The sequence below is a fragment of the Prosthecobacter sp. genome, assembly GCF_020439865.1.
Taxonomy (GTDB): Bacteria; Verrucomicrobiota; Verrucomicrobiia; order Verrucomicrobiales; family Verrucomicrobiaceae; genus Prosthecobacter.
This window is the reverse complement of the sequence record NZ_JAGRPF010000135.1, coordinates 1-17,095: the sequence shown is the minus strand read 5'-3', so window position 1 is coordinate 17,095 and position 17,095 is coordinate 1. Positions and strand designations below refer to the sequence as shown.

The window sequence follows — 17,095 nt, the reverse complement described above, 5'->3', positions numbered from 1 at the left end:
AGCCTCGTCGAACCCAGAACCCGCAGTTTTCAAACACGTCTTAGGATATAGCCGGCCACTGCGCTCCGTAGTGGCTGGCGCATGAAAGCCGCGATTCTTCCTGTCCTGTTGGTCTCCATCACTCTTCAAGCCGAGGACTGGGCACAGTTTCGAGGGGCGAATGGCAGCGGCGTTTCGTCATCCAAAGGGTTGCCCCAGGAGTTTTCGGCGGACAAAAACATCTCGTGGAAGGCGAAGATTGGCGACGGCATCGGTTCACCGATCATCAAAAACGGCCGCGTGTTCACCACGGCGATGCTTGGGGACCAAAAGCTCGGCGTGTTCAGTTTTGACGCCGCGAGCGGGAAGCAACTCTGGCAAAGCGATTTCGACACCGGTACGCTGCCACGTATCACACCGCCAAACAGTCATGCGTCCTCGACCCCTGCGACGGATGGCGAGCGCGTGTATGTCTATTTCAGCACGATCGGGCTGCTGGCGTTCGATTTCGAGACGGGCAAGGAAGTCTGGCGTCATACGCTGCCGCGTCCGGCTTATTTGATGGACTGGGGCGCAGCGTCATCACCCATCGTTTACAATGGCATGGTGATCTTCTGTCAGGATGATGACCTTGCGCCCTTCCTGGTCGCCGTCGATGCCAAAACGGGCAAGGAGAAGTGGCGGACGCCGCGCAAGGACATGCTCGCCGGTTATGCGCTGCCGGTGCTGTGCGAGGCGAATGGCCGCACGGATCTCGTTATCGCCGGCAGCGGCAAGTTGAAAGGCTATGATCCGGCAACGGGCAAGGAACTCTGGACCTGCAACACGCTGCTGCGCACGATCATGACCTCGCCGGTGGTGCATGATGGCGTCATTTACATCGCCGTGCAGAGCTACGGTGATTCAACGCGCACGCTGAAATACGCGCTGCTGGAATGGCTCGACACGAATCAGGACAAGGTCCTTTCACGCGAAGAAACGCCGAAGGAGTTCCATGAGCGTTTCGACGCGTCCGACAAGAACAAGAACGGGCTCATTGATCCCGATGAAATCGACACGGCGTTTCAATCGCCTGACAACATGGCGGTCGGCGGGAACATCATTCAGGCCATCAAAGGCGGTGGCAGCGGCGATGTGACGAAGACGCATGTGCTGTGGAACCTCGATCACAAGACGCCGTCGAACATCGCCTCGCCGTTGTTGTTCAACGACCGTCTCTACCTCGTGAAAGGCGGCGGCATGTCGAGCTGTTACGACGCCAAGGATGGCAAAACGCTGTGGGATCGCAGTCGTCTCGGCAATTTCGGCGATTACTTCGCCTCGCCCGTCGCCGCGGATGGCAAGGTGTTCATTGCTGGCAAGAACGGCTTTGTCGTCGTGCTCGAAGATGGTCCGGAGATGAAGGTGCTCGGCAAAAACGACATCGGCGAGGAGATCATCGCCACGCCGAGCATCGCAGACGGTCGCTTGTTCATTCGCACGCGGGAGAGCCTTGTCTGCGTGTCTGCCAGCGCTTCAACGCCAACACTGGCAGAGGTCGGAAAGGCAGCAGTGATGCCGGCGGATGTCGTCGAAATCACCGCACAGCCTGCGCACGGATCGCGTGTGTGGAATGGCTACACCGGCAACGCGATGGGACAGGAGTCGTGGAGCACCGAGGAACTCGAGCAGCTTCTCAAGCGTCTCCAGAAACTGAAATACACCACCATCGCCATTCCGGCGAAGATCGCGCCATTCACGCCAATCCGAGTCGATGGCGACACGGGAGGGCGTAAAGCCTTCCATGGTGCGTCCACGTTCGGAAATGCGGATGTGACCGCCATCACGGCCCGTTTTCGTGAGCATGCGGGCAAACTCGGTTTTGAAATCATCGCCACGGAGCCGGTGGCGGGTTCCGTGCTGCCGAAGAATGATTTCGCGAGTGAAAAGGCGCTGAGCGACTTCGTCACGCCGATGTGCGGCGAGGGCGTGGCCGAGCGCATGTGGCTGGGCTTTCAGGCCATCGACAAAGCCTCGCAGCTCATCGCGCAGAACGATCCCGAACTCGGCATTCCCGCGCCGGACATGCTGCTGCGTCATTTGAACTCGAAGAAAAGCCTGCCCGACTGGCTCACGGAGGCGAAGACCTTCTACGCCACGGCGATGAACGAGATGTATCGCGCCAACACCCGTGCCCGCGAAGGCTCGCGCAGCTTCACGCTCTACAATGCGAAGCGGCTGGAGTTTACCTTCCACTTCATGAGCGCCATCGAGGCGCTCTACAAGGCTCACGATCCCGCCGCCCGTGCCGAATCGCTCGAAGCCGCGATGGACAGCATCTACAACGCGCTGAACTCCTGGTCCGACGTCGCCCGCGACTCCAGCGACCGCGGCGGCATCGCTTTGCTGAACGAATACGGCTATCGTCCGCTGGTGAAAGTGATCAAAGGTGGCCGGTGAGTTTGATTACCTGACAGCATGAACTTGTGAAGCAAGTGGCATTGGAGGAATGACGGCGGATGCGCGAAAGCATCGTCGTTATGAAACTCAAACTTCGCCTCTCCAATGAACGCGGCCACGCCAACCACGGCTGGCTCGACTCCTATCACACCTTCAGCTTTGCCGACTACTACGATCCGGCGCACATGGGCTTCCGCAGCCTGCGTGTCATCAATCAGGACGTGATCGCGCCCGGCGCGGGATTTCCCACGCATCCGCATCGCGACATGGAAATCTTCAGCTACATCCTCTACGGAGCGCTGCAGCACAAGGACAGCATGGGCAACGGCCGTGTGCTCAAGCCCGGCCAGATCCAGCTCATGAGCGCGGGCAGCGGCGTGACGCACAGCGAGTTCAATCCTTCGCAGACCGAAGCCGGCAGCCTGCTGCAAATCTGGATTCGTCCGCGCCAGAGCGGATTGAAGCCCAGCTATACCGAATGGCATCCGAAGCCGGAACATGAGACCGCCGCCAAGGTGCTCGTCATCTCCTCCGACGGCCGCGAAGGCAGCGCCACCATCCATCAGGATGCCGACATCTATCGCGTGCGCCTGAAGGCCGGCGAATCCGTGACGCACGACGTTCGACCGGGTCGTGGTGCTTGGCTGCAGCTCATCAAAGGCAGCGTGAAGGCCAATGAGGCTACACTGAATCCCGGCGACGCTGTCAGCACCGACGATGCAGGCACGCTCACCTTCACCGCAGGCGAAGACGCCGAAGCTCTCCTGTTCGACCTCGCCTGAAAATCCCCATTCCAAACCATCAAACAAACCCATCGTTATGAAACACATCCCCACCATCACCCGCCTGCTCCTTGGCCTCATCTTCACCGTCTTCGGTGCCAACATGTGGCTCCACTTCATCCCGATCCCGCCGCCGCCGGAAGGTCCTGCTGCAAACTTCATGTTCGCCATTTACGGCAGCGGTTACCTCACCGTGGTGAAGGTGCTCGAAGTCAGCGGTGGTCTGCTGCTCCTCAGCGGACGCTTCACGAACCTCGCGCTTACCTTGCTCGGTCCGGTTGTGATCAATATCGCCCTGTATCACTTCTTTCTCGTCAAAGGAGGCTACGAAATGCCCGTAGTGCTCGGCGTCTTGTCACTGGTGACTCTGGCCAGCCGCAAAGACTTCATTAGCACCCTGTTCGCGGCGAAATGATGCGTCCGCTCGCGAGCCGGATTCGTCACTGAATCCGGCTCGTTTTTCTGTTCTCAAACCCTCATCTGATCACCATGTCCCACCCCTCTCTTTTCACTCCAGTTCAAGCCGGCGCCCTCAAATTGCCAAACCGAATCCTCATGGCACCCCTTACACGCTGCCGTGCTGACGCCGACCACGTTCCTACGCCGTTGATGGCCGAGTACTACGCCCAACGCGCCAGCGCCGGACTCATCATTGCCGAGGCGACGATGGCAATTGAGGGGAACTCCTCCTTCTGGATGGAGCCCGGCATCTATTCCGATGCCCAAGTCGCAGGCTGGAAGCTCGTCACAGATGCCGTGCATGCCAAAGGAGGTTGTATCGTGCTGCAAATCTGGCACGGCGGCCGTGCCTGCCATCCTTTGCTCAATGGCGGAGCGCAACCCGTCGCACCGAGTGCCATCCCGATCACCGGTGATGAAGTTCACACGCCCGAAGGCAAGAAGCCTTACGTCACACCTCGCGAACTTCGCGACGATGAAATCCCCGGCATCGTGGCAGGCTTCAAAAAAGCTGCGGAGAATGCCAAAGCCGCCGGATTCGACGGCGTCGAAGTCCACGGAGCCAACGGCTACCTTCTCGATGAATTCCTCCGCGATGGCGCGAACAAGCGCAGCGGTCCCTACGGCGGCCCCCTCGAGAATCGCGCCCGTTTGATGCTCGAAGTTGTCGATGCCGTCATCAGCGTCTGGGGCGCGGATCGAGTGGGACTGCGCATCTCGCCGCTGAACAGCTACAACAGCATGATCGACAGCGATCCCGTGGCCATAACCGAATACATCGCCAAAGAGGCAAGCGCTCGCGGCCTCGCCTACTTGCATGTCATGCGCAGTGACTTCTTACAGGCGCAAAGCGGCGATGTCATGACGCCCGCCCGTCATCATTTCAAAGGCGTGCTCATCGGTAACATGGGCTACACGGCGGATGAAGCGGAACAGGCTATTGCGGCTGGACAGCTCGATGCTGTCGCCTTCGGCACCAGCTTCCTCGCCAATCCTGACCTGCCTGCCCGCATCGCGGCGAAAGCGGAGCTCAATGCGCCGAATGCAGCGACGTTTTACTCTCCCGGTCCCGCAGGCTACACGGACTACCCCGCCATGGCGGCCTGATCATGAGCAAGCCCATCCATCCTGGCGTCCGCATCGGCCACGTTCATCTGAAAGTGGCCGATCTGGAACGGGCGCTTGCGTTTTACTGCGGCGTGCTCGGCTTCGAGCTCACGCAGCGGTATGGGCCGGGTGCGGCCTTCGTCTCAGCAGGTGGCTATCATCATCACATCGGCCTGAACACCTGGGAAAGCCGGGGTGGCAAGGCCCCGCCACGTGGCAGCACCGGGTTGTATCATGTCGCCATCTTGTATCCGGATCGCAAATCACTCGCCGACGCCTTGCGCCGTCTGATCGAGCACAAGGTGCCGCTCGATGGAGCCGCCGACCATGGCGTGAGCGAGGCGCTCTACCTTCACGATCCCGATGGCAACGGCCTCGAACTCTACGTCGATCGTGATCCATCCGAATGGCCACGTGATGAAAAGGGTGAGCTCTCGATGACCACAGATCCCCTCGATCTCGATGCGCTGCTCGCAGAGGCTGCATCCCAGTGATCCCTGCTTAAACTCAAACCAACCCGGAGGAACTCATGAAACATATCAATGCCAGTGAAGTCAGTGCCCTTAAGGACCGGGCAAAGCTCATTCATGTGCTGCCTGAGGAGCACTTCGTGCAGCAACATCTGCCGGGATCTGTGAACGCTTGTGTTTACGAGATGGTCTTCGTGTCCAAAGTTGAGGAGCTGGTGCCAGACAGGGATTCGCTGATCATCGTGTATGGCGCGGGCGATCCCTCGCTCGACTCCGCTGTGGCGGCGGAAAAGCTGGAGAGGGCCGGTTACACGAACGTCTGCGACTTTCGCGGCGGTCTAAACGAGTGGCTCAAGGAGGATCTCCCCGTCGAAGGTTCCGGGATCGTGGAGGAATCGAATGATCTCGGTGGCGTTTTCGACATCGATACAGAAACAAGCGTCGTGCGCTGGACGGGCCGCAATCTTTTCAATCATCATCAGGGCACGGTGAAACTGGCCGGTGGTCGGATCGAGGTGCAAAACGGCGGGTTGAAGGCTGCGAGGTTCACGCTCGACATGAACAGCATCGCCTGTGAGGACCTCGTGGACACCGCCTACAATGCCATGCTCATCCGCCATTTGCGCGACGACGATTTCTTCGCCGTGGAACGCTTTCCGTCCGCTGAATTTGTCTGCGAACGGGCGGAACCGCTGCCGTCCTGCACACCTGGAACGCCGAACTACACCCTGCACGGCATGATGACGCTGCGCGGTGTCGCCAGGCCGCTGAGCTTCCCCGCGGTCATCGCAGCGGCAGATGCGGATCACCTCACGGGTCAGGCACAGATCGAACTCGACCGCACCCAGTTCGGCAGCCACTACGGCTCCGGCAGGCTGTTCGCCTTTCTCGGCAAACATGTCGTCAATGATCACATTCACCTGCATCTGAAGATTCAGGCGAAACGAATTGAAAACGCTCATTGAAACGATTCCCCATTCTTATCCCCCCCATGAACACCCTCGACGCCATTCACGCCCGCCGCGCCATCAAGCACTACGATCCCAACCACCGCATGACTGACGCGGAAATTCGTCAGCTTCTCGAATCCGCGATGCTGGCGCCCTCCGCTTTCAATATCCAGCACTGTCGTTTTGTCACCGTGCTCGACCCCGAAGTGCGGAAGCAGATTCGTGCCGTCGCGTGGGATCAGGCGCAAGTCACGGAGGCTTCGCTGCTCATCGTCATGTGCGCCGATAAAGACGCGTGGAAGAAGGATCCGGGCCGCTACTGGAAGAATGCGCCGCAGCCTGTGCAGGACTTTCTCGTGCCTGCCATCGGACCGTATTACGAAGGCAAGGAGCAGGTGCAGCGCGACGAGTGCATGCGATCCTGCGGCCTCGCGGGCATGACGATCATGCTGGCTGCGAAAGCCATGGGCTACGACTCCTGCCCGATGGACGGGTTTGATTTCGATGCTGTGGCCAAAATCATCAAACTTCCCGAAGACCACGTCATTTCGTTCATGATCGCCGTCGGCAAAGGCACCCAGCCTGCATGGCCGAAGCCGGGTCAGCTCTCCTACGATGAGGTGGTGATTCAGAACACCTTTGGATGAGTGCGCCGCCTCGATCCGCGGGCTGGAACGTCGTCATTCCATGGCTGTTTGTGCTGCTGTGGAGCAGCGGTTTCATCGGATCGAAGCTGGGAATTCCGTATGCGGAACCGTTTACGTTCCTGATGCTGCGCTACTGCATCGTGCTCGCCATTTTGACGCCGATCGCACTGGTGACACGTGCACCGTGGCCGAAGGGACGGGCGCAAACGCTGCATGTGGCTTTCGCGGGCCTGCTGATTCACGCCCTATATCTGAGCGGTTGTGTGTGGTCGCTGCGGCTCGGGTTGCCGGCGGGGGTCTTGAGTTTGATCGTGTCGATGCAACCGCTGTTTACAGCAGCGTTTGCCGGAGTGGCGTTGGGTGAAAGGGTGCTGTCGCGTCAATGGGCGGGTTTGGTGCTCGGATTTGTCGGCACGGCGCTGGTGGTGGCGCACAAGACCGGCAGCGGGCTTACCTTTGTCATGACGGTGCCCGCCATCCTGGCACTGATAGGAATCACGGCGGGAACGATGTGGCAGAAACGGCATTGCCCGAGCTTTGATCTGCGCACGAGCACGGTGGTGCAGTATGCGGCGAGCCTGATGGTGACCGCACTATTGGCGTTCACTACCGAAACGATGCGCGTCGAATGGAGCGGGCAGTTTGTGTTCGCACTGCTGTGGGTGGCGCTGGTGCTCTCCATCGGCGCGATCAGCCTGCTGAATCACCTGATTCGCAGCGGCACGGCGGTGAATGTGGCGAGCCTATTCTACACCGTGCCCGCGGTGACGGCGCTGATGGCCTGGGGCATTTTTGGCGAAACGCTGACCGGCCTGTCGCTCGTCGGCATGGGAGTGGCGGTGACGGGTGTTTGGATGGCGCGGGGAAGGTGAGCCTCCTGATTCTTTTTTTGGCGTAACGAATGCTTCTGTGCCTACATCCGGCCACTCGCGCATGCACGATCCCAGTTTCTTCCTATCTGCCTTTATCTACCTCGCCACCGCGGTGCTCATGGTGCCGGTGGCACATCGGCTGGGTTTGGGATCCGTACTTGGCTATCTCATTGGCGGCGCATTGATCGGGCCGTTCGTGCTCGGGTGGGTCGGGGGATCGCAGGGCGAGGAGGCGATGCATTTCGCGGAATTTGGCGTGGTGATCATGCTGTTCATGATTGGCCTCGAGCTGGAACCCTCGCGCCTCTGGCGCATGCGCGGGCCGATTTTTGGCCTCGGCGGCATGCAGGTCGTGTTTACTGCACTGGCAGTGATGGGCGTGGCGATGGCATGCGGTCTGGAATTCAAACCCGCCATTGCGGTCGGCATGATCCTCGCATTGTCCTCGACCGCCATCGTGATTCAGACGCTGCAGGAGAAGGCGCTCATGCGCACCGACGGCGGGAGCGATTCGTTCGCCGTGCTGCTGTTTCAAGACATCTCCGTCATTCCGATGCTGGCCGTGTTTCCGCTGCTCGCGGCAAGCGGTGTGAGCAGTGATCATCACGGCTGGTTGCAAGATCTGCCGCACTGGGCCCAGCCGCTCGTCACGCTCGGAGCGGTGGTGGCGATTGTGATCGCCGGACAGTTCATCGTGCCGCGCGGGTTTGCGATTCTGGCGAAAACGGGACTGCGCGAATTGCTCACGGCGGCCGCCCTGCTGCTGATCGTCGGTGTTGCATTGTTGATGGAGCAGGTGGGACTGTCTCCGGCACTGGGCGCTTTTGTCGCCGGAGTGGTTCTGGCAGGAAGCCACTATCGTCATGAACTGGAGAGCAACCTGGAGCCGTTCAAAGGTCTGCTGCTCGGCCTGTTCTTCCTCGCGGTCGGTGCCTCGCTGGATTTCAGCGTGATCGCGTCACGACCGGTGGTCATCGGACTGCTGGTGACCGGACTGATCGTAATGAAGGCAGCGGTGATGTTTGCGATTGCTTCGGTGCTGAAGATCCGTGGCAGTCATCGCTGGCTTTTGTCACTGGCGCTGGCGCAGGGCGGAGAGTTTGCCTTCGCGCTGCTCTCCATGGCCATCCAGCAGCGCATTCTCGATGCGGAAACGTCGAAACTTCTCGTGGCCGTCGTGGCTCTCTCGATGGCGGTGACGCCGCTGCTCTTCGTGCTCTATGAAAAGGTCATCGCACCGCGGTTCACGGCGGTCGTGATGGAGAAACGTGCGCCCGATGCCATCGACGAGCACGCGCCCGTCATCATGGCCGGATTTGGCCGCTTTGGAAACTTCGTCGGCCGTTTCATGATGGCGCAGGGTGTCAAAGTGACCGTGCTGGAGAGTGATCCTGATCACGTGGACATGCTGCGCAACTTTGGCTTCAAGGTGTTCTATGGCGACGCCACACGCCTCGATCTGCTGCATGCCGCGGGCATCGCCGAGGCGAGGATTCTCATCATCTCTCTGGCCGATCGTGCGAAGGTGGCGCAGCTCATCGCGGAGATTCGGGAGAAGTTTCCAAACGTGCGCATCCTGGCCCGTGCCTATGACTTTGATCATCGGTTCGAACTGCGCGGGCTCGGCCTGAACGTGGAGGACATCGTGCATGAGCAGATGCACAGCGCGCTCGAGCTCGGAACCAAGGCGTTGTGCGTGCTCGGCAGGCAGCGCGACGAGCTTGAGCGTGCGATGAAGCAGTGGAAAGTCTACGACGAGGAGACCTTCCACATGCTCATCCCGGTTCAGGACGATGACGACGCCTATGCCAGCATCGTGCGACAACGGCGTATCGAACTCACGCAGTTGTTTGAGCGTGACAAGACGGAACCTACTTCGCCGTCAGCTTGATGTTGCGGAACCAGGTTTCGTCACCGTGCTCGGTCAGCATGATCTTGCCGTGGCCGGGGGCGAAGCCCTCCTTGTTCTTGAACTTGCTCTTCGCGATCATTTCCTTCCACTCGGGCGCATTGGTGTCGGCTTCGGCGGCGAGAGCGCCATTGAGCCAGTGCTGGATCTTGCCGTCCTGGACGATGATCTTGCTCGTGTTCCATTCGCCGGCCGGCTTCACGCGCTTGTCCTTCACGCATTCCTTGATGTCGTAAATGGAAGCTGTGGTGTGTGAACCGCCACGCAGGCCATCCGGATGACCGCTGTCGTCGATCATCTGATATTCGATGCCAAGCCATTCTTTGCCGCCGATCTTGGTCACCCAGTATTTGATGCCGTTGTTGCCCTTCTCATTGAGCTTCCATTCCCATTCGAGTTCGAAGTTCGTGTATTCGTTCTTGGAGATCAGCAGTCCTGCGCCTTTGCCAGAAAGATGGATCGTGTTGTCGCCTTCCGTGGCCCAGCCTTCGCCGGGAGCTGCTCCATCGGCCTTGGTGAAATCGGCGAGTGTCAGGTAAACCGGCTCGGCGGCGGTGGCGAAGGAAGCGAGGGCAAGGAGGGAAAGCAGCGTGCGCATGGTGGGTGGGTTGGAAGGTGGCCCATCAAACGCGGTGCGCCCGTCTTTGCCATCATCTTTTTTAACGGGGTGATATTCTAGCGGCGCTCATGCGTTTCATCACGTCTCATGAAATCCATCCTGCTTCTCGCCCTGATCGCTGGAACGGCCATTGCCGCCGATGCTCCCAAGCCCGCCCCGAAGGCCACCAAAAAACGCGCACCGAGTCCGGCCTTCGCCAAGATCGAGGACGTGCCCGGCCTGCCTCGTGTGCTTCTCATCGGCGACTCCATTTCGATCGGCTACACGCTCGACGTGCGCGAGATGCTCAAGGGCAAGGCCAACGTGCATCGTATCCCGACGAACGGCGGCCCGACGACGAATGGACTGCAACATCTCAAGGAGTGGCTCGGGGATTCGAAATGGGACGTGATTCACTTCAACTGGGGCCTGCACGACCTGAAATACATCAGCGAGAAGTCGCCGGTGCGTGCGGATCCCAAAGCGGAAGGCTCGCATCAGCAGGTATTGCTGGCGGATTATGAGAAGAACCTGACCGAACTGGTCAAAATCCTGCAAGGCACCGGCGCGAAACTCATTTGGTGCAACACGACGCCCGTTCCCGAAGGTTCGGATGGTCGCATCAAGGACGATGAGCTGAAGTACAATGAGGCCGCCGCCCGAGTGATGAAGGCTGCAGGGATTCCCACCGACGATCTGCATGCGCACGCCTCCGCCAAGCCGGATGCGCAGCTCCCTGCGAACGTTCACTACACTCCCGAAGGCTCCCGTTACCTGGCGGAGAAGGTTGCCGCCATGATCACCGAATACCTTCCGAAGAAGTGATCATGAAGCCGCTGGTTCTTCTCCTTCTCTCCGCTGCGACCCTCAACGCGCAGATCAAATCGCAAAACGAACCCACCAATGCCGCCGAGGCCGCCGCTAAGAAGGCGGCGGAGGACAAGGCGGTCGATGAAAAGTATCAGGCATGGAAGGCGACTCTGCCTGCCGACCAGCAGGCATGGGAAACCGTGCTCGAACAAAACCTTGGCAACGGCTTTTATCTGCCGCTGCACAAGAAGGACAAAATAGCCGGGCGCTCGAACGCCTGGGATTTCGTCCAGGATGATCCCAAGCTGCCGCTTGTGCTGCTGATTGGTGATTCGATCTCGCGCGGTTACACGATCGACACGCGCAAGGCTCTCGCCGGAAAGGCGAACGTGCATCGTGCGCCGGAAAACTGCGGGCCCACAGCAAACGGCGTGAAGAAGATCGACATCTGGCTCGGCGACGGCAAATGGGACGTGATCCACTTCAACTTCGGCATCCACGACCGTAAAACACCCGCCGCCGACTACGAGCAGCGGCTTGAGACGCTCATCGCACGCATGAAGCAGACAGGTGCGAAGCTCATCTTTGCCACCACCACGCCCGTGCCGCCTGACACTAAGGACGGCCCTGAACTTGTCACGCAGATCGCCGAGAAGAATGAAATCGCCCTGCGTGTGATGAAGAAGAACGGAGTCGTCATCGACGACCTGTATTCCTTCCTCAAGCCGCAACTCGAAGGCATCGCCAATCCGCAGGACGTGCACTATAACGCCAAAGGTTACGCCCTGATGGGACAGCAGGTGGCGAAGTCGATTCTCGAACAACTCTCCCAGCCATGAAGCTCCGTCTCGTAGCCTGCAGTCTTTTCCTGTCGCTGGCGATTCATGCGCAGGAGGCGAAGCCGAAAAGCTCGAGCTCTGACATTCCGCCGGACATCAACGGCGGTAAGACGATCGTTTCGCCGCCCGCGAAGCCAAAGCCGGTGAAGGTGGGCATCTTTGACGGCAAGGGTGCTCCTGGTGACGGCATCAACAATGTCATCAACGTGCTCAAAACATTGCCCGAAGCGCAGGTCACCCGCATTCCGGCGGCCGAGATGGGCACGATCGATCTGAAGCAGTTTGATGTCGTCGTGTTCTCCGGCGGCAGCGGCTCGCAGCAGTCGAAGAGCATTGGAGAGGCCGGTTTGAAGAACGTGCGCGAGTATGTGCGCGGTGGCGGTGGCTACTGCGGCATCTGCGCCGGCGCCTACCTCGCGTGTTCCAACTTCTCATGGGGTCTCGGCATCTTGAACGCCGGCACCGTTTCGAACAAATGGATGCGTGGACGCGGATTCGTCGATCTGGAGGTGACCGTGGACGGCAGGCCGCTGCTTGGCGACGTGAATGGCAAATTCAAGGTGCGCTACGCCAACGGTCCCATCATCAAGCCGGGGACACGCGCGGACATCCCCGCCTACCGGCCGTTGACGCTGTTTCGCAGCGAACTTGCGGAAAACGGCACGCCGAAGGGCGTCATGGTGAATTCACCCGCACAGGCCGTCAGCACTTTTGGCCGAGGACGCGTCTTCATTTCCAGCCCGCATCCGGAAAACACACCGGGGTTGGAGCATCTCATTCCGCGCGGCATTCTCTGGGCGGCGGGACAGGATGAAGCATTGCAGCCGTGATGATGTGCGAACTGCACAAGATCGGCACGACTTGAGCATTGGACATTGGCACGCTTTCCGCGTTCTTGCGGTGGTTCTTCTCGCATGCCATGAAATCAGTCAAAACTCCCTCCTCGAAGCCTCTCAGTAAAAACATTCACCTTCAGCGTTGGGTCGCCAAAATGGCCACGCTGTGCAAGCCGGACCGGATTCACTGGGTGGATGGCTCGAAGGCTGAATACGACCGCCTCTGCAATGAAATGGTCGAGGCCGGAACCTTCATCCGGTTGAATCAAAAGACCTGGCCCGGCTGCTTCTACGCGAAGTCCGATCCCAGCGACGTCGCCCGCGTGGAAGAGCGCACCTTCATCTGCAGCTACTCCAAAGACGGAGCCGGTCCCACGAACAACTGGATGAACCCCTTTGAGATGAAGGAGAAGCTTCGCAAGCTCTTCAACGGCTGCATGCGTGGACGCACGATGTATGTGCTGGCCTACAGCATGGGCCCGGTCGGCTCGCCGATGTCGCAGATCGGCGTGCAGCTCACGGATTCGCCCTACGTGGTGGTGAACATGCGCATCATGGCGCGCATCGGGAAGAAGGTGTTTGATTTGATCGACAAAACGAAGCAGCGCGTCGTGCCCTGCATGCACACTGTCGGCGCCCCGCTGAACAAGGGGCAGAAGGACGTCCCGTGGCCCTGCAACAAGGAGAAGTACATCGTCCACTTTCCGGAAACTCGCGAGATCTGGAGCTACGGCAGCGGCTACGGTGGCAATGCGCTGCTGGGCAAGAAGTGCTTCGCGCTTCGCATCGCCTCCGCGATGGCTCGCGATGAAGGCTGGATGGCCGAGCACATGCTCATCCTCGGCGTCGAGGATCCGAAGGGGAAGAAGACCTATGTGGCCGCGGCGTTCCCGAGCGCCTGCGGCAAGACGAATTTCGCAATGCTCATTCCGCCGAAGTACTTCGCCGACAAAGGCTGGAAGATCTGGACGGTTGGCGATGACATCGCGTGGATCAAACCGGGTGCCGACGGCAGGTTGCACGCGATCAATCCTGAGGCCGGCTTCTTCGGCGTGGCTCCCGGCACCAGTGACAAAACGAATCCCAACGCGATGGCCTCGCTGCGGAAGAACACAATCTTCACGAACGTCGCGCTCACGCCTGACGGCGGTGTGTGGTGGGAAGGCATGACCGACGAGCCGCCCGCCAAATGCACCGACTGGCAGGGCAATCAGTGGACGCCGGAAATCGCGAAGGAGAAAGGCGTGAAAGCTGCGCATCCGAACTCGCGCTTCACCGCCCCGGCTTCGCAGTGCCCCACGATCGATCCGGATTGGGAAAAACCGGAAGGTGTGCCGATCAGCGCGATCATCTTTGGCGGACGCCGTGCCACGACGATGCCGCTTGTCTTCCAGGCCTTCAACTGGAGCGGCGGTGTCTATGCCGGCGCCACGATGGGCAGCGAGATGACCGCCGCCGCCGCGGGAACCATCGGCAAGGTGCGCCGTGACCCGATGGCCATGCTGCCGTTCTGCGGCTACAACATGGGCGACTACTTCCGCCACTGGATCAACATGCAGCGCACGCTGAGCGAGACACCGCGCATCTTCCACGTGAACTGGTTCCGCAAGGACGCCGATGGCAAGTTCCTGTGGCCGGGCTTCAGCGAAAATATGCGCGTGCTGCAATGGATTGTCGCTCGTGCGAACGGCCGTGGTATCGCCAAGGAAACGCCAATCGGCTGGGTGCCGCATTATGACGACATCGATTGGAAGGGGCTCAACTTCCCGAAAGAGAAATTTGAGGAGCTTCAGCGCTTCGACCGCGTTGCCTGGCGCACTGAAATCTTGTCCCACGAAGAGCTCTTCCTCGATCTGAAGAGCCATCTGCCGAAGGAGTTGATCTATGAGCGCGAGCTCCTGATCTGCCGGATGTAAGGCCGGGCTTTGAGCCTGACGGTCGCTTGAAATGCAATCCCGGGATAACCCGGGATGTGGAGTTCGTTTGTTAGGGTCAAGCCATGACCACCCAGCCCTACAACGCCTCCGGATCGAAGCCTGCCGCCATCCTCAAGGACAAGATGATCAAAGGCCACACGGTCTTCGGCATGCTAGTCCAGCATGCCGTGGTGCCCTCCATTGTCGATTTCATCCCGGACGGCAGCATTGACTTCGTCATCGTCACCGCGGAACACAACGCGCTCGACATCGCGGACTTCATGCCGCTGCGCTATGCGCTGGCGACAAAGGGCATCGCCACGCTGGCACGCACGCACAGCCGGGATGCGGATGATGTGGCAAAGGTGTGCGATTCCTTCGACGGCGTGGTCATTCCGTATGCGGAGGATGTGGAACTGATCAAACGGCTCGCGGCGGCCGCCGTTTATCGTCCCTTGAAGGGCGTGGCGCTTGAGCGTGCGATCAAGGAAGGCCGGTGGCCGAGTGACAAGACGCGCGACTACATCGAACAGAAGTGCGCGGACACGTTGTTCGTGCCGATGATCGAGTCGGTGCGGGCATTGGAGAATCTGGATGCGATTTGTGCGATTCCCGGCGTGAGCGCCCTGTTCATCGGTCCGAACGACATGACGACGAACATGGGCATTCCGAACGAGTACGATCATCCGGATTTCATCGCCAACGTGCAGAAGGTCATCGACGCCGCCGACAAGCGCCACATTCCCGCCGGCTCCTGGTTTGGCAAAACGGAGCAGCAGCTTCGTGCCATCAAGCAGGGCGCACGCTTCATCTGCCATTCAAACGACAGTTCGCTGCTCAAGGACGCGATGACCGAAGTGTTTGGTGCGCTGCGGAAAGGATGAGTGGCAAGTCTCATGACTGGCTCCGCGTAGTGATTGCCACTCATGAAACCTCTGCTTGCTGCAATCTTTCTGTTCACGGCCGCCGGATTTGGGGCCGACACCACTCGTCAAGCCGGCGCCGCATCCGTGGACATCACGCCGGATTATCCGGTCCGGCTCAGCGGTTATGGAGGGCGGCGGGCGCCGAACACCGGCGTCTCGCAGCACATTTTTGCGAAAGCCCTCGCGATCGGCAGTGATGACGAAGGGCCGGCGGTGCTGGTGACGGTGGACAACGTCGGCGTGCCGGGATCAATGCGCGATGAAGTGCTGCGTCGCCTCAGCGCGAAGACGAAGGTGACCGGCGATCGCTTTGCGATCTGCTCCAGCCACACGCATTGCGCACCCATGCTCATCGGCGTGCTGCCAAATCTCTTTGGCATGGACATTCCGGCGGAGCACCTGCCTGCCATCGAGCGCTACACACGTGAACTGACCGACAACATCGAGAAGGTGGCGCTTGCAGCCCTCGCGGATCGTCAGCCGGCGACGCTGGCCTGGAGTGTGGGCGAGGTCGGCTTCGCGGCGAACCGTCGTAATTTCCCCTTTAAGCCAGTGGATCATGATCTGCCCGTGCTGCGTGTGACCGGCGAGGACGGCAAGGTGCGGGCGATTTTCACGAGCTACGCCTGCCACTGCACGACGATCGGCATTGACGAGATTCACGGTGACTGGGCCGGCTGCGCGCAGGAGGCGCTGCAGCGTGAGTTTCCCGGCGCGATTGCGCTGACGGCGATCGGTTGTGGCGCGGATCAGAATCCTAATCCGCGTCGCACGATGGAACTCGTGAAGCAATACGGCGAAAATCTCGGCGCAGAGGCAAAGCGGTTGGTGCAGGGACAGATGAAACCGGTGAATGGGCCGATGACGTGCCAGACGAAGCAGATCGACCTCGCCTTTGCGACGCTGCCGACGCGTGAAGAATGGCAGACGCTCGCGGCGGATCCCAAGGCTGCGGTCGCCTATCATGCAAAGAAGAATCTCGCGCGGCTGGATCGTGGCGAGCAGATCCCGACGCATCTGCCCTACCTCGTGCAGCGCTGGAGCTTTGGTGACGATCTGGCCATGGTCTTCCTGCCCGGCGAGATCACGGTGGATTACTCGCTGCGCATCAAGCGCGAGTTTGATCGCTCGCGGATGTGGGTGAACGGCTACTCGAATGATGTGCCGTGCTACGTGCCCTCGCGTCGCGTTTTGGACGAAGGTGGTTACGAGGGCGCGGGGGCGATGGTCTATTATGACCGGCCCACCAAGTTCGCCCCGGATGTCGAGGAGCGGATCATGGGCGCGGTGCACGCGGTGATGCCGAAGGGCTTCCTTGCTCCGCATTGAGGCAGCGAGAAAAGCCAGTTTGCGCGCGTAGGTTTCCCGCAATGCCCCTCAAATCCCCTTTGTTTGCCTGCCTCCTCGCGATGCTCGCCGGAACCTGCTTTTCGGCGGAGGCGTCGCGTCCGCTGAGCTTTGTGAACGACATCCAGCCGATCCTCACCAAGGCCGGATGCAATGCGGGCGTGTGTCATGCCAAGGCGATCACGGGACAGCGCGGATTCCGCCTCAGC

Annotated in this window: 17 protein-coding genes; 16 read left to right on the top strand and 1 reads right to left on the bottom strand. The window is 60.0% G+C overall.

Annotation, left to right across the window (positions count from 1 at the left end; translation table 11 throughout):
• Positions 1-81: 81 nt before the first annotated feature.
• The 9 genes from KDL09_RS15815 to KDL09_RS15775 all read left to right on the top strand — a co-directional run bounded on the left by KDL09_RS15815 (position 82) and on the right by KDL09_RS15775 (position 9,596).
• Positions 82-2,418 carry a PQQ-binding-like beta-propeller repeat protein gene (locus KDL09_RS15815; RefSeq protein WP_294387091.1) on the top strand — a complete coding sequence of 779 codons (2,337 nt, stop codon included), beginning with the start codon at positions 82-84 and terminating at the stop codon, positions 2,416-2,418.
• Between the two features lie 80 nt (positions 2,419-2,498).
• A complete protein-coding gene (locus KDL09_RS15810; protein ID WP_294387089.1) occupies positions 2,499-3,200 on the top strand; it encodes a pirin family protein in 702 nt (233 codons plus the stop codon).
• Positions 3,201-3,237: 37 nt separating this feature from the next.
• Entirely contained in the window at positions 3,238-3,615 is a 378-nt protein-coding gene (locus tag KDL09_RS15805; RefSeq protein WP_294387088.1) for a hypothetical protein, read from the top strand.
• A 74-nt stretch (positions 3,616-3,689) separates the two neighbouring features.
• A complete protein-coding gene (locus tag KDL09_RS15800; RefSeq protein WP_294387085.1) occupies positions 3,690-4,766 on the top strand; it encodes an alkene reductase in 1,077 nt (358 codons plus the stop codon).
• Between the two features lie 2 nt (positions 4,767-4,768).
• Positions 4,769-5,260 (top strand): VOC family protein, encoded by a 492-nt coding sequence (locus KDL09_RS15795; protein ID WP_294387082.1) that lies wholly within the window; start codon positions 4,769-4,771, stop codon positions 5,258-5,260.
• Positions 5,261-5,295: 35 nt separating this feature from the next.
• Positions 5,296-6,201 (top strand): YceI family protein, encoded by a 906-nt coding sequence (locus tag KDL09_RS15790; RefSeq protein WP_294387081.1) that lies wholly within the window; start codon positions 5,296-5,298, stop codon positions 6,199-6,201.
• Positions 6,202-6,227: 26 nt separating this feature from the next.
• Complete coding sequence (locus KDL09_RS15785) at positions 6,228-6,833, top strand: nitroreductase family protein (RefSeq protein ID WP_294387078.1); 606 nt, start codon at positions 6,228-6,230, stop codon at positions 6,831-6,833.
• Positions 6,830-7,705 carry a DMT family transporter gene (locus KDL09_RS15780; protein WP_294387076.1) on the top strand — a complete coding sequence of 292 codons (876 nt, stop codon included), beginning with the start codon at positions 6,830-6,832 and terminating at the stop codon, positions 7,703-7,705. Before KDL09_RS15785 ends, KDL09_RS15780 begins: the two co-directional genes overlap by 4 nt.
• A gap of 61 nt (positions 7,706-7,766) precedes the next feature.
• Complete coding sequence (locus KDL09_RS15775) at positions 7,767-9,596, top strand: monovalent cation:proton antiporter-2 (CPA2) family protein (RefSeq protein WP_294387074.1); 1,830 nt, start codon at positions 7,767-7,769, stop codon at positions 9,594-9,596.
• Here the strand turns inward: KDL09_RS15775 and KDL09_RS15770 are convergent.
• Complete coding sequence (locus tag KDL09_RS15770) at positions 9,577-10,212, bottom strand: DUF1080 domain-containing protein (protein WP_294387072.1); 636 nt, start codon at positions 10,210-10,212, stop codon at positions 9,577-9,579. The genes KDL09_RS15775 and KDL09_RS15770 overlap by 20 nt on opposite strands.
• Positions 10,213-10,320: 108 nt before the next feature.
• Between KDL09_RS15770 and KDL09_RS15765 the strand changes: the two genes are divergently transcribed.
• The 7 genes from KDL09_RS15765 to KDL09_RS15735 all read left to right on the top strand — a co-directional run.
• Entirely contained in the window at positions 10,321-11,037 is a 717-nt protein-coding gene (locus tag KDL09_RS15765; protein WP_294387069.1) for an SGNH/GDSL hydrolase family protein, read from the top strand.
• Positions 11,038-11,039: 2 nt separating this feature from the next.
• Complete coding sequence (locus KDL09_RS15760; RefSeq protein WP_294387067.1) at positions 11,040-11,861, top strand: SGNH/GDSL hydrolase family protein; 822 nt, start codon at positions 11,040-11,042, stop codon at positions 11,859-11,861.
• Positions 11,858-12,691, top strand: a complete 834-nt coding sequence (locus KDL09_RS15755; RefSeq protein WP_294387065.1) for a BPL-N domain-containing protein — start codon at positions 11,858-11,860, stop codon at positions 12,689-12,691. Before KDL09_RS15760 ends, KDL09_RS15755 begins: the two co-directional genes overlap by 4 nt.
• 89 nt (positions 12,692-12,780) lie before the next feature.
• On the top strand, positions 12,781-14,613 hold the full coding sequence (locus KDL09_RS15750; RefSeq protein ID WP_294387060.1) for a phosphoenolpyruvate carboxykinase (GTP): 1,833 nt from the start codon (positions 12,781-12,783) through the stop codon (positions 14,611-14,613).
• An 83-nt stretch (positions 14,614-14,696) separates the two neighbouring features.
• Complete coding sequence (locus KDL09_RS15745; protein WP_294387057.1) at positions 14,697-15,497, top strand: aldolase/citrate lyase family protein; 801 nt, start codon at positions 14,697-14,699, stop codon at positions 15,495-15,497.
• A 42-nt stretch (positions 15,498-15,539) separates the two neighbouring features.
• Positions 15,540-16,868, top strand: a complete 1,329-nt coding sequence (locus tag KDL09_RS15740; protein WP_294387054.1) for a neutral/alkaline non-lysosomal ceramidase N-terminal domain-containing protein — start codon at positions 15,540-15,542, stop codon at positions 16,866-16,868.
• Positions 16,869-16,909: 41 nt separating this feature from the next.
• On the top strand, positions 16,910-17,095 hold a 186-nt coding region (locus KDL09_RS15735), incomplete at its 3' end, for a hypothetical protein (RefSeq protein ID WP_294387051.1).

What these genes read in the sequence shown, in the direction of transcription:
- KDL09_RS15790 (WP_294387081.1), top strand. Translation starts at nt 5,296, where the DNA reads ATGAAACATATCAATGCCAGTGAAGTCAGTGCCCTTAAGGACCGGGCA.
- KDL09_RS15780 (WP_294387076.1), top strand. Translation starts at nt 6,830, where the DNA reads ATGAGTGCGCCGCCTCGATCCGCGGGCTGGAACGTCGTCATTCCATGG.
- KDL09_RS15755 (WP_294387065.1), top strand. Translation starts at nt 11,858, where the DNA reads ATGAAGCTCCGTCTCGTAGCCTGCAGTCTTTTCCTGTCGCTGGCGATT.
- KDL09_RS15810 (WP_294387089.1), top strand. Translation starts at nt 2,499, where the DNA reads ATGAAACTCAAACTTCGCCTCTCCAATGAACGCGGCCACGCCAACCAC.
- KDL09_RS15745 (WP_294387057.1), top strand. Translation starts at nt 14,697, where the DNA reads ATGACCACCCAGCCCTACAACGCCTCCGGATCGAAGCCTGCCGCCATC.
- KDL09_RS15770 (WP_294387072.1), bottom strand. Translation starts at nt 10,212, where the DNA reads ATGCGCACGCTGCTTTCCCTCCTTGCCCTCGCTTCCTTCGCCACCGCC.
- KDL09_RS15805 (WP_294387088.1), top strand. Translation starts at nt 3,238, where the DNA reads ATGAAACACATCCCCACCATCACCCGCCTGCTCCTTGGCCTCATCTTC.
- KDL09_RS15765 (WP_294387069.1), top strand. Translation starts at nt 10,321, where the DNA reads ATGAAATCCATCCTGCTTCTCGCCCTGATCGCTGGAACGGCCATTGCC.
- KDL09_RS15775 (WP_294387074.1), top strand. Translation starts at nt 7,767, where the DNA reads ATGCACGATCCCAGTTTCTTCCTATCTGCCTTTATCTACCTCGCCACC.
- KDL09_RS15740 (WP_294387054.1), top strand. Translation starts at nt 15,540, where the DNA reads ATGAAACCTCTGCTTGCTGCAATCTTTCTGTTCACGGCCGCCGGATTT.
- KDL09_RS15750 (WP_294387060.1), top strand. Translation starts at nt 12,781, where the DNA reads ATGAAATCAGTCAAAACTCCCTCCTCGAAGCCTCTCAGTAAAAACATT.
- KDL09_RS15795 (WP_294387082.1), top strand. Translation starts at nt 4,769, where the DNA reads ATGAGCAAGCCCATCCATCCTGGCGTCCGCATCGGCCACGTTCATCTG.
- KDL09_RS15800 (WP_294387085.1), top strand. Translation starts at nt 3,690, where the DNA reads ATGTCCCACCCCTCTCTTTTCACTCCAGTTCAAGCCGGCGCCCTCAAA.
- KDL09_RS15760 (WP_294387067.1), top strand. Translation starts at nt 11,040, where the DNA reads ATGAAGCCGCTGGTTCTTCTCCTTCTCTCCGCTGCGACCCTCAACGCG.
- KDL09_RS15815 (WP_294387091.1), top strand. Translation starts at nt 82, where the DNA reads ATGAAAGCCGCGATTCTTCCTGTCCTGTTGGTCTCCATCACTCTTCAA.
- KDL09_RS15785 (WP_294387078.1), top strand. Translation starts at nt 6,228, where the DNA reads ATGAACACCCTCGACGCCATTCACGCCCGCCGCGCCATCAAGCACTAC.